Raw genomic sequence first — 13,165 nt, forward strand, 5'->3', positions numbered from 1 at the left:
GGGCCTCCCCTCCGGGGGGGGGGCCTCCCGGCCCGGCCCCCCCCCCGCCCCCCCCGCCCTCTCCCCTTACGTAACACCGGGGCTCCCCCCCCCCCCTAAAAACCCCCCCCGGGGGGGGGGGGCGGGCTCGCCCGGCCCGCACCTCTTGTCAGCACCGGAGACGATGATGTCGCGTATTGGAATCCATTCTTTCGTCTGGTCGGCGAGCTCGGCTCAGGCAGATCTCGAGCGCACGCTGACCAACACCAGGGAGGCCGGCTTCGACCTCATCGAATTCTCCTATCTCGACCCCGCCAATGTCGACATCGGCGGGCTTGCCAGGCGCATCGCCGATCTTGGCCTCGGCGTGGCGATCAGCATCGGATTGCCTGTTGATGGCGACATTTCGAGCGCCGACAAGGCGATTGCCGCGCGCGGCGTCGAAATCCTCAACGACACCATCGCGCTGACGCGCGATCTCGGCGGCCGGAAGGTCGCCGGCATTCTCTCCACCAGCCACGGATTGCAGGTCGAGGCGCCGACGCGCGATCAATGGCAGCGCAGTGCCGGCACGCTGGCCAAGGTTGCCGAGACAGCCAAGGCGGCCGGCGTCACGCTCAACCTCGAGATCGTCAACCGCTTCGAAAGCAATCTGCTCAACACCGCCGCGCAAGGGCTGGCCTTCATCGAGGACACCGGCTCGGACAACATCTTCCTGCATCTCGACACCTTCCACATGAACATCGAGGAGGCCGATGTCGGGCTGGCCATCCGTCATGCCGCCGATAAGATCGGCTATGTCCATATCGGCGAGAGCCATCGCGGTTTCCTCGGCACCGGCAATATCGATTTCGCCGCGATCTTCGATGCGCTGACGGCCATCGGCTACAGCGACGACCTCAGCTTCGAATCCTTCTCTTCGGAAATCGTCGATGAGAACCTGTCGAAGAAGACCGCGATCTGGCGCAATCTCTGGACGGACAACATGGCGCTGGCCAAGCACGCGCGTGCTTTCATCGGTCTGGGAATGGAGACGGCAAGGCGCAAGGCGGAACTCGTCTCGGCGCGGCACAAACCCTGACCCGCCCGTCGAGAGCCGAAGGACGCCGCGTGCGCCGCAGGGCTGGGTTTCGAACTCAGATTAACAAAAGGCCTCGTGGTAGCCGTTTTGGCAGCTTTTGTGCCGCCGGTTTTTTCCGAGATAGGAATTTTTTCTTGACCCGGTGACCTCAGCTATGGTACATATTTGTCTATGGTGCTGATTTGCGCCAGTGACCCGCCGCACAGGCGGGTTTTTGGTTCGATGCACCGTCAGCCAAGGTGCCGGCCGTTGGCGCCGGCATTGCCCGCGGCAGGTGCATCGGTTATCTGACCGGCTAGGCAAACAACGCCACGCAATCCACCAAACGGAGCCCAGCACATGACACGCGAGACAATCCTCAAATTCGGCACCGTCGAACACGCGGACGCCGGCGATCTGGCTGGCTGGATCGTCGTCGAGGGCAGGCCGACCATGCAAACCGCCGTCCAGCACACGACCGAGGACGGCAAGGTGTTGTCGGGCACCTGGCGCGCGACGCCCGGCACCTATCACGCCACCTATACCGACTATGAGTTCGTGCACATGATCGCCGGCCGCATCATCATTACGCCGGACGGCGGCACGCCGGTCGAGGTCGGCCCCGGCGATGCCTTCGTGGTGGAAGCCGATTTCAAGGGAACCTGGAAGATCATCGAGCCGGTGACGAAGCATTTTGTCGTCAGGGTTGGCTGAGGCGGATCGGCGACCCCGCGTGCGGAAAACGGTGCGGTTGCTGTCACGGCAGGACCGTATCACTGCCGCATCCCGGAGCAGGCGCGGCACGCCTGAACCTTGGCGTGTTCGTCGCTCTTGTCGCGTAGGCTAGGCGGCATGAGCAGCCGTCCTCATGCGCAAGCGGCATTTTCTATTCCCGCGATGCGGTGTTCGACCGGCTGAAGAAAATGCTTCGCATGACGCCATCGCGCAGCAGCACGAAATGCACCAGGGCAGCCAGGATGTGAACACCGGCAAGTCCAAGCAATACCCAGACCAGCTTTGCATGGATGAGTGCGAATCCCCTTGCCGAAAGCGCGCTGACGGACGGCGCCAACGGCACAGGCAAGTTTCCGAAAAGCCGCGCGGGAGGCATGAAAGGCATTGGCCGGTAGCCCAGCCATCCCGTTATCAGGACGGCGAGAATCGCAACGTAGAGAAACATATGGAAGAAAGCCGTCGCAAACCGCATGGGCCGTGAGGCTTGCCTGACAGGGGCGCGGGTAAAGATGCGCCAGCAAAGTCTGAGGACGATGATGGCAAGGATCGTCACGCCGATCGACATGTGAAGCGGAAGCCAGTTCATCGTCGCCATACCCGGCCCGTCCATCGGCCCGAAGGCAATGGCGATTTGCGCCGCGAGCGCGATCACGGTCAGCCAATGCAACAGACGAATGCCGAAATGCCAGCGCAGGCGAGGGTTCTCCTTCACATCCGAAGCTCGACTGTTGTCAAATGCAAGAGGGCGTGATGGTTTCATCCGCTCCAGCGGGCCAATTTCGCGAAGAAGTATGGCGGCTCACCAAGTCTTTGAAAAGCGTGGTGATCCCGACAGGAATCGAACCTGTGACCTACAGATTAGGAATCTGCCGCTCTATCCTACTGAGCTACGGGACCACGCGGCCAGACACATAGCCGCTTCGGATCGTTTCGCCAAGAGGCCGGCCGAAGGCAATTCGGCCGACTTTGCGCTGCCGCCGTCAGGCGGCCAGCGCGGTTTCCGCCAGTTTCACCCAGTAGCTCATGCCGTGCGGGATGACCTCGTCGTTGAAGTCGTAGGCCGGGTTGTGGAGACCGGCGGTGTCGCCATTGCCGATGAAGATGAAGGCGCCGGGGCGGGCTTCGAGCATGTAGGAGAAATCCTCGCCGCCCATCACGGGCTGGATGCCGCGGTGGACATGGGCGTCGCCGGCGACACTCATCGCGACATCACCGGCAAACACCGTCTCTTCCGCGTGGTTGAAGGTCACGGGGTAATTTGCCTGGTAGTCGACCTCGATCTTTGCCCCGAACGCGGTCGCCAGCCCGTCGCAGATGCTGCGGATGCGCTCTTCGGACTTCTTGGCGATCTCCTTGCGCAAGGTGCGCACGGTGCCGGCGATTTCAGCGGTTTCGGGGATGATGTTGTAGGCGTCACCGGCGTGGAACTTGGTCACCGACACCACCACGGCCTCGACCGGGTCGGTGCTGCGCGAGGCGATCGTCTGCAAGGCGCCGACCAGCTGGCTGGTGATGACGATCGGGTCGATCGTGCCGTGCGGCATCGCCGCGTGGCCGCCCTTTCCCCTAACGGTAATGGTAAACTCGGCGGTCGCCGCCATGATCGGACCCGGGCGAATGGCGAACTGCCCGACAGGCAGGCCCGGCATGTTGTGCATGCCGAACACCCTGGAGATGTCGAAACGCTCCATCATGCCGTCCTTGACCATCTCGTTGCCGCCGCCGCCGCCCTCTTCGGCCGGCTGGAAGATCACCGCCACCGAACCGGTGAAGTTGCGCGTCTCGGCGAGGTATTTGGCCGCGCCCAGCAGCATCGCGGTGTGGCCGTCATGGCCGCAGGCGTGCATCTTACCGGGGATGGTCGAGGCGTAGGGCTTGCCTGATATCTCGTTGAGCGGCAGCGCGTCCATGTCGGCGCGCAGGCCGATTGTGGGGCCTTCGCCCTGGCGGCCGCGGATGATGCCGACCACGCCAGTCTTGCCGAGGCCGGTGACCACATCGTCGCAACCGAAGGCCTTCAGCTTCTCGGTGACGAAGGCGGCGGTCTTGAAGACGTCGAAGTTCAGTTCTGGCGTCTGATGCAGATGCTGGCGCCAGCCGGCAACTTCGTCCTGCATTTCGGCGGCACGGTTCAGGATTGGCATGATGGTTCCATCTCGCTGTTGGGACAGCGGTGTTGGCCGCTGCCTTGCAATTGTGATCGCCAGGCACTTTGCCATCTTGGCGTCACATAGAGTAAATAGCACCGCAACAATGGGTCCGGTTTTTGAGGGCCGGACCATATGCTGGCGATCGCGTAACGAAATCTTACGGAGCCAGGGGCGACTACGGCAAGAGGCGATTTCGGATTTGATCATGCGGTACAGGCATTTCCTCAAACTATTCTCGGCTGGCACAATCGCGCTGTCGGTCCTGGCCGGGCCGGCGCTGGCCAATCCGGTGGTCGTGTTCGATCTCGGCAGCGGCAAGATCCTGCAGCATCAGGACGCGTTCAAGCGCTGGTATCCGGCGTCGCTGAGCAAGCTGATGACCGCTTATGTCACCTTTCGGGCGATCGCCGCCGGCGAGGTTCAGCTTGATTCGCCGATCAAGGTGACCAAGCACTCCGCCGCCGAGCCGCCAAGCAAGATGGGCTTCAAGCCGGGCTCGGTGATGCGGCTCGACAACGCGCTGAAGATGATGCTGGTCAAATCGGCCAACGACATCGCCATGGCGGTGGGCGAAAATGTCGGCGGTTCGCAGGCGGCCTTTGCCGAGCGGATGAACGCCGAGGCGACCCGGCTCGGCATGAACGGCACGCATTTCGTCAATCCGAATGGGCTCTATTCGCCGGATCAGTACACGACGGCGCGCGACCTCGCCGTGCTGGTGATGGCGATCCGCCGCGAATTTCCGCAATATGTGCCGTGGTTCTCGATCGAAGGCCTTGCCGTCGGCAAGAAGGTGATCCCGAACTACAATCTGTTGATCGGCCGTTATCCTGGCGCCGACGGCATGAAGACAGGCTTTGTTTGCCCCTCCGGCTTCAACATGATCGGTTCGGCGACCCGCAACGGGCGCACGCTGGTGGCGGTGGTGCTTGGCGAGAAATCGGCGGTCACACGTGCCGAGACCGCGGCAAAACTGCTCGATCAAGGTTTTGACGCGCCTGCCGCCGGCTCGGCCACCGTCACCACGCTGGCGCCCTATGGCGACACCGTCTCGCCCAACGACATGCAGGACGAGGTCTGCAAGAAGAAGGCGCCTGCGGAACAGTCCGAGGCGCCGCCGGTCGTCGCCAAGAACGTGCCGAAATCACCCTATCAGGAAAAACTCGACCATGTGCCGACACTGGTTGCCGTCGGCCTTGGCGGCGCCACCGGTCCGGCGCCGAAGGCCATCCTCGACCAGGGCGGCCAGGAATACGCCGACGTGCCGATCCCGAGCTGGCGGCCCGACAGGCCGGCACCGGCCGGCACCGGCCCGAAGATTGCCGGCTCCGCCGCACAGGGCGACCGGCCGGCCAAGGTTGCGAACTAGCCAATGGCGAGCGGCTTCCCGATCCCCGTCTCGGTGCTGACCGGTTTCCTCGGCGCCGGCAAGACGACGTTGCTCAACCGGCTGCTCAAGGATCCGGCGCTGGCCGATACGGCGGTGATCATCAACGAGTTCGGCGAGGTGGCGATCGACCATCTGCTGGTCGAGCAGTCTTCCGACGGCATCATCCAGCTGTCGGACGGCTGCCTGTGCTGCACGGTGCGCGGTGAACTGGTCGATACGCTGGCCGACCTAGTCGACCGGCTGCAGACCGGCCGCATCGCCCGTCTTGCCCGCGTCATCGTCGAGACCACCGGCCTTGCCGACCCGGCGCCGGTGCTGCAGTCGATCATGGCGCATCCGGCACTGATCCAGGCCTTCCGGCTCGACGGCGTCATCACTTTGGTCGATGCCGTCAACGGCAACGCCACGCTCGACGCCCATGTCGAGGCGGTGAAGCAGGCTGCCGTCGCCGATCGCATCGTGCTCAGCAAAGCCGATCTGGTCGCTGATCCCAATGAGTTGGAAATGCTTCGGGCGCGCCTGCGGCAGATCAATCCGGGCGCCGAACTGCTCGATGCCGGCGACACGGAGACAGGCGTGGCGGCGCTGTTTGACTGCGGCCTCTACAACCCTGCAACCAAATCCGCCGATGTGCGGCGCTGGCTGGGCGAGGAAGCAGCGCATGATCACCATCATCACAATCATGATGATGGACATGATCACGAGCATGGCCGTGACCATGGGCATCGCCACGATTCGCGCGTGCGTTCCTATTCGTTGGTGCATGACGGCCCGGTGCCGTTTTCGGCGATCGAGATGTTCCTCGACCTGCTGCGTTCGACGCATGGCGAGCATCTGCTGCGCATGAAGGGCGTCATCGAACTCAGGGAAGACCCGTCGCGGCCGCTGGTGATCCATGGCGTACAGAAAATCCTGCATCCGCCGGTGCAACTGCCGTCCTGGCCCGATGGCCAGCGCGGCACGCGGCTGGTGCTGATCACGCTCGATATGCCCGAAGATTATATCCGCAGGCTGTTCACCGCCTTCACCAACCGGCCGTCGATCGACACGCCCGACCGCGCCGCGCTGGAAAACAACCCGCTGGCGATTGCCGGGCGTTGAACTCTACGATTGCTGTTCGCCGCGCTCGATCAGAAAGCGATGGCCGCCGGAGACCGCCGCCGTTTCAATCAACTGGTGGCCACTCTCGGAGCAGAATGCCGGAATATCTATGACGGCGAGCGGGTCGGTGGTTTCGAGCCACAGCCGGCTGCCCGGTTGCATCCCGGCCAAGCGCTTCTTGGCCTTGAGCACGGGCAAGGGGCAGTTCAGCCCCTTGAGGTCATAAATAGCGGCGCGATCATCCACGGGCGAAATCAACCGCCGAACATGCCGAGCAGCTTGTTCTTCAGCTTCGTCACGCGGCTCTCGTCGGCACTCGCCGCTTGCGTCTCAGCCATCGGTGCCGCTTCCGAAGGGGCCGCGATGGTCGCGGTGGCGACAGGGGCTTCCTTGGCGGCCTTTTCGGCCTCCTTTTCGGCCAGAGCCTGAGCCTTGGCGGCTTCCTTGGCTTGCTTGGCCGCCTCTATGGCAGCGAGCCTCTGCTCCTCGGCCTTCTGCTTGGCCGCCTTTTCGGCGTCGAGGGCCGCCATCTTGCGGCCAGCGGGCGAATCGATGCGGCCCATGCGTGCCGTCTCGGTGACCGAGCCGTCATTGTTGAGCGACGGCGGATCGATCGGCACGCGTTCGCCGCGTGCGCGGCGCTTGGACCAGTCGGAGACGATGCTGGCTTCCTTGATACCGGCGATGGTCGGCTTGGGCGCCGGCACGCTGGCCTTGACCGCGCCGCTGAATGCCGCGTCGTAGGTGCTCATGTAGGAATTGTAGGCGCTCTTCAGCGAATCAGGCTGCGTCGTCGCCGGGCAAGCGCCGGTCGGGTCGAATGTCTGACCGTCGGCGGCAACCTGGTTGAAGACATAACGCTTCTCGCAGACATCGACCTTCGGCGGCACCTTGGTGATCTCGAAATTGTCGTAGCCGACCTTCAGCATCTTCCAGAAGTCGTAATTGGGGTCGTTGCGGTAGCGCGCCATGTTGGCGGCGGTCATGCGGAACGGAAACGCCTGGATCTGGAACTCGGTCTGGCCGCCCTGGAAGGCATCGCGGCCAAAGGCATAGATCTGCTCGATCTGTGCATCGGTCATCGAATAGCAGCCCGACGACGAGCAGGCACCGTGCACCATCAAATTGGAGCCGGTACGGCCGTTGGCGCGGTCATAGGCGTTGGGATAGCCGATGTTGAAGGACAGATGGTAGTTCGAGCGCGGATTCATCTGCGCCGGGCGCACCGTGTAGAAGCCTTCCGGCGCCTGGCGGTCGCCTTCTGTGTATTTCGGCCCGAGCTTGCCCGACCATTTGCAGATGTCGTAGCTGGCGACCATGTCGTAGCGGCCGTTGGTCTTGGCCTTCCAGATCTCGAGCTTGCCTTCTTCCTTGAAGATGCGGGCCATCACCGACGAGGTGCGGACCATGCCCTTGGCTCTCATGTCGGCGAGGATCTTGTCGGGCAGCGGCTTGTTGGCCTCCGGCGCGAAATCCTTCATCGACGAATTGTTACAGCCGGCAACGCCGAGGGCGGCGATCAGGATTCCGGTGCGGGCAAGCTTGATAAACATGGCTGCGGATATCGTCTTTTCTCTGGCGCCAGGACGTTTCCTGCCTGGCCGCTGCACTGCGCATCGACGGACCCTAAGCCCGTTAACCCTAATAAATTCCTTACCGCAAGTGCCGACGCATCCCCCTGCGGCAGTCTCATTGAGCCGAATGCAGCGGCATTTTTGTGGCAAAAATGCTCGTAGCCGCCACATTGTGGCCGCCAAGGCTGCCTGCGGTCAGAGACTGCGGCCCATGGCCAGGTATTTTTCGCGGCGCTGCTCGCGGAAATCGGTGTTGGCGCCGGCAAAGTCCTTCATCGTCCTGGCGATGAGGTCTCCGGTCGCACCGATCACGGTTTCGGCGCCGCGATGCGCGCCGCCGAGCGGCTCGGGGATAATGGCGTCGATGATCTTCAGCTCCAGAAGGTCCTGCGCGGTGATCTTCATGTTGGTTGCCGCATCCTTCGATCGCGTCGTGTCGCGCCACAGGATAGAGGCGGCGCCTTCCGGCGAAATCACCGAATAGATGGCGTGTTCGAGCATGTAGACGCGGTTGGCGGTGGCGATGGCAATGGCTCCGCCCGAACCACCTTCGCCGATGACCACCGAGATCGACGGTACTTTCAGGCCGAGGCAGGTCGAGGTTGAACGGGCGATAGCCTCCGCCTGGCCGCGCTCTTCAGCGTTGACACCGGGATAGGCGCCAGCCGTGTCGACCAGCGTCAGCAGCGGGATCTTGAAGCGGTCGGCCAGTTCCATCAGCCGCACCGCCTTGCGGTAGCCCTCCGGGCGAACCGAGCCGAAATTGTGCTTCAGGCGGCTGGCTGTGTCGGAACCTTTTTCCTGGCCGATGATGGCAATGGGCTCGCCGCGAAAACGGGCGAAACCGCCGACGATCGCCTGGTCCTCACCGAAATTGCGGTCGCCGGCCAGCGGCGTGAAATCGGTGAACAGGCCCTTGATATAGTCGACGCAATGCGGCCTGTCGGGATGGCGAGCCACCTGCACCTTCTGCCACGGCGTCAGCGCCTTGTAGGCATCGCGCAGCGCGTCGCGGGAGCGCTTCTCGAGACGGCTGATCTCGTCGCCGACATCGACCGCCTCGCCATTTTCGGCAAGCTTCTTCAGCTCGAGGATCTTGCCCTCGAGGTCCTGCACCGGCTTTTCGAAATCGAGGTAATTATACATGCGTGAGCGGACCGATATGTCGGAAGGCAGTGGCTGACGGAACCCTTGAATCCAAGGCTCCGGGCGGTGGAATGTCGTCCTCACATAGCGATATGAGGCCTAGTCGGCAAGCGGATGATGATCGTTGACCAGCCGCACCAGCCGCTCTTCCAGCACATGGGTGTAAATCTGTGTCGTCGATATGTCGGCATGGCCAAGCAATTGCTGCACGGCCCGCAGATCGGCGCCGTTCTGCAGGAGATGGCTGGCGAAAGCATGGCGCAGCACGTGCGGCGAGATCTTCGGCGAGGCAATGCCGGCCCTTGCCGCCAGCCCTTTCAGGTCACGCGCGAAGACCTGGCGCGAGAGATAGCCGCTGTCGGAGGCGGCCGGAAACAGGAACGGACTGTCGGCGAAGGCGGGCACCTTGGCCCGGGCGGCAAGCCAGGTCTTCATCGCCGTGCGCGCCTTGGCGGACAGCGGCACCATGCGCTCCTTGTCGCCCTTGCCGCGCACCATGAAGAAACGGTCGTCGCGCTGCGCCACCGTCACCGGCAGGCCGACCAGCTCGGAAACGCGCAGGCCGGTGGCGTAAAGCACCTCGACCAGCGCATGCAGGCGCAGTGACGCCAGACTGTCCCCATCGCCCGACGAGACATCGCCGGCCTCAAGCGCCGCACGGTCAATCAGCCGGCCGGTGTCGGCCTCGCTCATTGTCTTGGGCAGCGGGCGGCCCTTTTTCGGACTGTCCAGCGTGCCGGTCGGGTCATCGCCGCGCAGGCCTTCGGCGTAGAGGAATTTGAAGAACTGACGGATCGCCGACAGTTTGCGCGCCTGCGAGGTGGCTGCAAAGCCGCGGGCGGCAATGTCGTCGAGATAGGCGCGGATATCGGCGGCGGCGGCACCGGCCAGCCCGCCATCGATCGCGCCAGAAGCGTCCTCGAGGTCGCGGCGGTAGGAGGAAAGCGTGTTTTCGGCCGCGCCCCGCTCGGCGCTCATCATTTCCAGAAAGGCTTCGATGCGGGCGGCGCTGTTCATTCAATTTTCTTCGGGTTCAGCTTTTCTTGGGGTTCAGCTTTTCCGGAGGGATGCGCACGCTCATTTCCCCCTTCTTTGGCTCGACGAACATCACCAGGGCGAACATCGTACCATAGGCAATGCCAGCCAGAATCGCTGTTACCACGACAAAGCGAAACAGTGTCGGCATCAATTTTCGCCCGTCTTCTTGTTCTGCGTTTCCAAACCCTGTCCCCTTATGGGACGCCAATCCGGCCAATTCAAGGAAGAAGCTGGGGCCTGTTAGCAACTTCTCATGCAGACCCTGCCGGTCCATATCGGGTTCAAGGCACTTGCCACGCTTGACGCAAACGGGCTTTTCATGTCGATACGCCGGCAAAGAGGGCCTTCGAACAATCCAATGAACGCGCTGCCAGCAAATCCTCCAGACGAGACCCACGCCGCGTTGCTTGGCCGGCTGGGCAGCCGTTCCGTCGTCTTCGTCGGACTGATGGGCGCCGGCAAGACGGCGATCGGCCGTAAGGTGGCGACGATGCTGGCGCTGCCCTTCATCGACAGCGACCAGGAGATCGAAAGCGTCTCGCGCATGACCGTTCCGGAGCTGTTCGAGCGCTATGGCGAGACCGAATTCCGGGCGCTGGAGCAGCGCGTCATCCTGCGCGTGCTGGAAAACGGCCCGCAGGTGCTGTCGACCGGCGGCGGCGCCTTCATGAATGCGCAGACGCGCGAGGCGATTGCAGCGCAGGGCGTGTCGGTATGGCTGAAGGCCGAGCTCGATCTTCTGATGGACCGCGTCTCCAAGAAGCAGAACCGGCCGCTCCTGAAAAGCGCCGACCCGCGCGCCGTGCTGGAGCGACTGATGGGCGAGCGCTATCCGATCTACGCGACATCGGACGTCACCGTGCCGACCCGCGACGACCGCAAGGAAGTCATCGCGACCGAGGTGGTGGACGCGCTGTGCCGGCATTTCGGCATCGATGAGACGACGGCGGCGGGCGAGGTGGAATCGTGAGCATCGCACCCGTTGTCGTCGAAGTAGGCCTTGGCGATCGGACCTATGACATTCTGATCGGCTCGGGGTTGTTGGCCCGCGCGGGCGCGGAGATTGCGCGCCGGCTGCCGGGCACGCGCGCCGCGGTCGTCACCGACGCCAATGTCGCGGCAGCGCATCTCGCTGCCCTTCAGGCCAGCCTCGAAACGGGCGGCATCCAGACCGCCGTGATCACGTTGCCGCCCGGCGAGAAGACCAAGAGTTTTGCTCATCTCGAAGAGGTGGTCGACGGTGTGCTGGCTGCGAAACTGGAGCGCGGCGACATCGTCATCGCCTTCGGCGGCGGCGTTATTGGCGACCTTGCCGGCTTTGCCGCCGGCATTGTGCGGCGCGGGATGAATTTCGTGCAGATCCCGACCTCGCTGCTGGCTCAGGTCGATTCCTCGGTCGGCGGCAAGACCGGCATCAACAGCCCACGCGGCAAGAACCTTGTCGGCGTCTTCCATCAGCCGAAATTGGTGTTGGCCGACACCGGGGTGCTCGACACGCTGCCGATCCGCGAATTCCGCGCCGGCTATGCCGAACTCGCCAAATACGGGCTCATCAACCGGCCGGAATTTTTCGCCTGGCTGGAAGAGAACTGGGCAAAGGTGTTCGCCGGCGGGCCGGAGAGGACGCAGGCGATTGCCGAAGCCTGCCGCGCCAAGGCGGACGTGGTTGCGCGCGACGAATTCGAGACCGGCGACCGCGCGTTGCTCAATCTCGGCCACACATTCGGCCACGCGCTGGAAGCCGCCACCCAATATGACGGAAGCCGCCTCGTCCATGGCGAAGGCGTCGCAATCGGCATGGCGCTGGCCTACCGGTTCTCGTCACGGCTCAATCTGGCCAGCCCCGACGATGCCGCGCGCGTCGAGTCGCATCTGCGCGCCGTCGGCCTGCCTTGGCGGATAGCCGACATCCCGGGCGAATTGCCTGACGCCGAGACTCTGCTTGCCTTCATCACCCAGGACAAGAAGGTGTCACGCGGCGCGCTGACCTTCATCCTGACGCGCGGCATCGGCCAGGCTTTCATTGCCAAAGATGTTCCGGCATCGGAAGTGCTGACGTTCCTCAGGGAGAACCACCCAAAGGAAAGCGACCGGAGATGAACGAGCCAGGCTGGATCGTCGTCGCCGTCCTCGCCATCCTCATCGTGCTGCTCGTTGCCGTGCGCACGCGCCTGCTTGCCATGTTCGGATACGAGCTTTCGCGCATCGAGCCGCAGCGTTCCAGCCAGGACGAATTGCGCGGTGCGGTCGACGATTTCCGCCGCGACGGCCAGGTGGTGCGCGAGGATCGCGACCGCGTCGGCGGGCTGTTCGATCTCGCCGAGCTGGAAGTCTCCGACGTCATGGTCCACCGCACCAACATGCGCTCGGTCAATGCGGACAATGCGCCGGAAGCGGTGGTGCGCGAGATTTTGCAAAGCCCGCACACCCGCATGCCGCTGTGGAAAGGCTCGCTCGACAACATCGTCGGCGTACTGCATGCAAAGGATCTGCTGCGCGCCTTGAACGAAGTCGGCAACGACTTCTCCAGGATCGACGTGATGAAGATCGCCTCGAAACCATGGTTCGTGCCCGACACCACGACCTTGCAGGAACAGCTCAACGCCTTCCTTCGCCGCAAGGCGCATTTCGCCGTCGTGGTCGACGAATATGGCGAGGTCGAAGGGCTGGTGACGCTGGAGGACATTATCGAGGAGATCGTCGGCGAGATCGCCGACGAGCATGATGTCGACATACAGGGCGTCAAGCAGGAGGCCGACGGCTCCGTCGTCGTCGACGGTACGGTGCCCATCCGTGATCTCAACCGGGCTCTCGACTGGAACCTGCCGGATGAGGAGGCCACCACCATTGCCGGCCTCGTCATCCACGAGACGCAATCGATCCCCGAGGAGAAGCAGGCTTTTACGTTCCACGGCAAGCGCTTCGTCGTCATGAAACGCGACAAGAACCGGATCGCAAGGCTGAGGATCAGGCCAGCCGGCGACACCTGATA

Annotated in this window: 14 protein-coding genes and 1 tRNA gene; 7 read left to right on the top strand and 8 right to left on the bottom strand. The window is 63.4% G+C overall.

The window, feature by feature from the left end; all coding sequences use genetic code 11:
- Window positions 1-166: 166 nt before the first annotated feature.
- On the top strand, window positions 167-1,060 hold the full coding sequence (locus NKI99_RS26885; RefSeq protein ID WP_023811055.1) for a sugar phosphate isomerase/epimerase family protein: 894 nt from the start codon (window positions 167-169) through the stop codon (window positions 1,058-1,060).
- Between the two features lie 339 nt (window positions 1,061-1,399).
- Entirely contained in the window at window positions 1,400-1,753 is a 354-nt protein-coding gene (locus NKI99_RS26890; RefSeq protein WP_024503728.1) for a cupin domain-containing protein, read from the top strand.
- Window positions 1,754-1,925: 172 nt separating this feature from the next.
- Here NKI99_RS26890 and NKI99_RS26895 read toward each other — a convergent pair whose 3' ends face one another.
- The 3 genes from NKI99_RS26895 to NKI99_RS26905 form a co-directional block, all read right to left on the bottom strand.
- On the bottom strand, window positions 1,926-2,486 hold the full coding sequence (locus tag NKI99_RS26895; RefSeq protein ID WP_352612715.1) for a cytochrome b: 561 nt from the start codon (window positions 2,484-2,486) through the stop codon (window positions 1,926-1,928).
- Between the two features lie 108 nt (window positions 2,487-2,594).
- A tRNA-Arg gene (locus tag NKI99_RS26900) sits at window positions 2,595-2,671 on the bottom strand.
- Between the two features lie 83 nt (window positions 2,672-2,754).
- Window positions 2,755-3,918: a M20 aminoacylase family protein gene (locus tag NKI99_RS26905; RefSeq protein ID WP_352441763.1), complete on the bottom strand. Its 1,164-nt coding sequence runs from the start codon at window positions 3,916-3,918 to the stop codon at window positions 2,755-2,757.
- 211 nt (window positions 3,919-4,129) lie between these two features.
- Between NKI99_RS26905 and NKI99_RS26910 the strand changes: the two genes are divergently transcribed.
- Entirely contained in the window at window positions 4,130-5,293 is a 1,164-nt protein-coding gene (locus NKI99_RS26910) for a D-alanyl-D-alanine carboxypeptidase family protein (protein ID WP_352612717.1), read from the top strand.
- A gap of 3 nt (window positions 5,294-5,296) precedes the next feature.
- Window positions 5,297-6,415 (top strand): CobW family GTP-binding protein, encoded by a 1,119-nt coding sequence (locus tag NKI99_RS26915; RefSeq protein WP_352612719.1) that lies wholly within the window; start codon window positions 5,297-5,299, stop codon window positions 6,413-6,415.
- Between the two features lie 3 nt (window positions 6,416-6,418).
- Here NKI99_RS26915 and NKI99_RS26920 read toward each other — a convergent pair whose 3' ends face one another.
- The 5 genes from NKI99_RS26920 to NKI99_RS26940 all read right to left on the bottom strand — a co-directional run bounded on the left by NKI99_RS26920 (window position 6,419) and on the right by NKI99_RS26940 (window position 10,321).
- Window positions 6,419-6,661, bottom strand: coding sequence for a sulfurtransferase TusA family protein (locus NKI99_RS26920; RefSeq protein ID WP_023811061.1), 243 nt, complete (start codon window positions 6,659-6,661; stop codon window positions 6,419-6,421).
- An 8-nt stretch (window positions 6,662-6,669) separates the two neighbouring features.
- Window positions 6,670-7,968 (bottom strand): L,D-transpeptidase family protein, encoded by a 1,299-nt coding sequence (locus NKI99_RS26925; protein WP_127295953.1) that lies wholly within the window; start codon window positions 7,966-7,968, stop codon window positions 6,670-6,672.
- Between the two features lie 216 nt (window positions 7,969-8,184).
- A complete protein-coding gene (locus NKI99_RS26930) occupies window positions 8,185-9,135 on the bottom strand; it encodes an acetyl-CoA carboxylase carboxyltransferase subunit alpha (protein WP_023811063.1) in 951 nt (316 codons plus the stop codon).
- A 99-nt stretch (window positions 9,136-9,234) separates the two neighbouring features.
- Window positions 9,235-10,152: a site-specific tyrosine recombinase XerD gene (locus tag NKI99_RS26935; protein WP_352612721.1), complete on the bottom strand. Its 918-nt coding sequence runs from the start codon at window positions 10,150-10,152 to the stop codon at window positions 9,235-9,237.
- A gap of 16 nt (window positions 10,153-10,168) precedes the next feature.
- Window positions 10,169-10,321: a hypothetical protein gene (locus NKI99_RS26940; protein WP_013529356.1), complete on the bottom strand. Its 153-nt coding sequence runs from the start codon at window positions 10,319-10,321 to the stop codon at window positions 10,169-10,171.
- A gap of 210 nt (window positions 10,322-10,531) precedes the next feature.
- Here NKI99_RS26940 and NKI99_RS26945 point away from each other — a divergent pair, with 210 nt between their 5' ends.
- From NKI99_RS26945 to NKI99_RS26955, 3 genes are read left to right on the top strand one after another with little or no spacing between them, the layout of a single operon-like run.
- The gene (locus tag NKI99_RS26945; protein WP_352612723.1) at window positions 10,532-11,143 is read left to right on the top strand and encodes a shikimate kinase; all 612 of its coding nucleotides are present in this window, start codon (window positions 10,532-10,534) and stop codon (window positions 11,141-11,143) included.
- Window positions 11,140-12,273, top strand: a complete 1,134-nt coding sequence (gene aroB, locus NKI99_RS26950; RefSeq protein WP_352612724.1) for a 3-dehydroquinate synthase — start codon at window positions 11,140-11,142, stop codon at window positions 12,271-12,273. The genes NKI99_RS26945 and aroB overlap by 4 nt, the downstream gene beginning before the upstream one ends.
- Entirely contained in the window at window positions 12,270-13,163 is an 894-nt protein-coding gene (locus tag NKI99_RS26955) for an HlyC/CorC family transporter (RefSeq protein WP_352441757.1), read from the top strand. Before aroB ends, NKI99_RS26955 begins: the two co-directional genes overlap by 4 nt.
- Window positions 13,164-13,165 lie beyond the last annotated feature (2 nt).

Source organism: Mesorhizobium sp. M0239, assembly GCF_040321815.1.
In the GTDB taxonomy this organism is placed as follows: domain Bacteria; phylum Pseudomonadota; class Alphaproteobacteria; order Rhizobiales; family Rhizobiaceae; genus Mesorhizobium.

Coding starts and splice junctions, on each gene's coding strand:
- NKI99_RS26955 (WP_352441757.1), top strand. CDS start 12,270: ATGAACGAGCCAGGCTGGATCGTCGTCGCCGTCCTCGCCATCCTCATC.
- NKI99_RS26915 (WP_352612719.1), top strand. CDS start 5,297: ATGGCGAGCGGCTTCCCGATCCCCGTCTCGGTGCTGACCGGTTTCCTC.
- NKI99_RS26885 (WP_023811055.1), top strand. CDS start 167: ATGTCGCGTATTGGAATCCATTCTTTCGTCTGGTCGGCGAGCTCGGCT.
- NKI99_RS26945 (WP_352612723.1), top strand. CDS start 10,532: ATGAACGCGCTGCCAGCAAATCCTCCAGACGAGACCCACGCCGCGTTG.
- NKI99_RS26905 (WP_352441763.1), bottom strand. CDS start 3,918: ATGCCAATCCTGAACCGTGCCGCCGAAATGCAGGACGAAGTTGCCGGC.
- NKI99_RS26925 (WP_127295953.1), bottom strand. CDS start 7,968: ATGTTTATCAAGCTTGCCCGCACCGGAATCCTGATCGCCGCCCTCGGC.
- NKI99_RS26935 (WP_352612721.1), bottom strand. CDS start 10,152: ATGAACAGCGCCGCCCGCATCGAAGCCTTTCTGGAAATGATGAGCGCC.
- NKI99_RS26910 (WP_352612717.1), top strand. CDS start 4,130: ATGCGGTACAGGCATTTCCTCAAACTATTCTCGGCTGGCACAATCGCG.
- NKI99_RS26930 (WP_023811063.1), bottom strand. CDS start 9,135: ATGTATAATTACCTCGATTTCGAAAAGCCGGTGCAGGACCTCGAGGGC.
- NKI99_RS26890 (WP_024503728.1), top strand. CDS start 1,400: ATGACACGCGAGACAATCCTCAAATTCGGCACCGTCGAACACGCGGAC.
- NKI99_RS26940 (WP_013529356.1), bottom strand. CDS start 10,321: ATGCCGACACTGTTTCGCTTTGTCGTGGTAACAGCGATTCTGGCTGGC.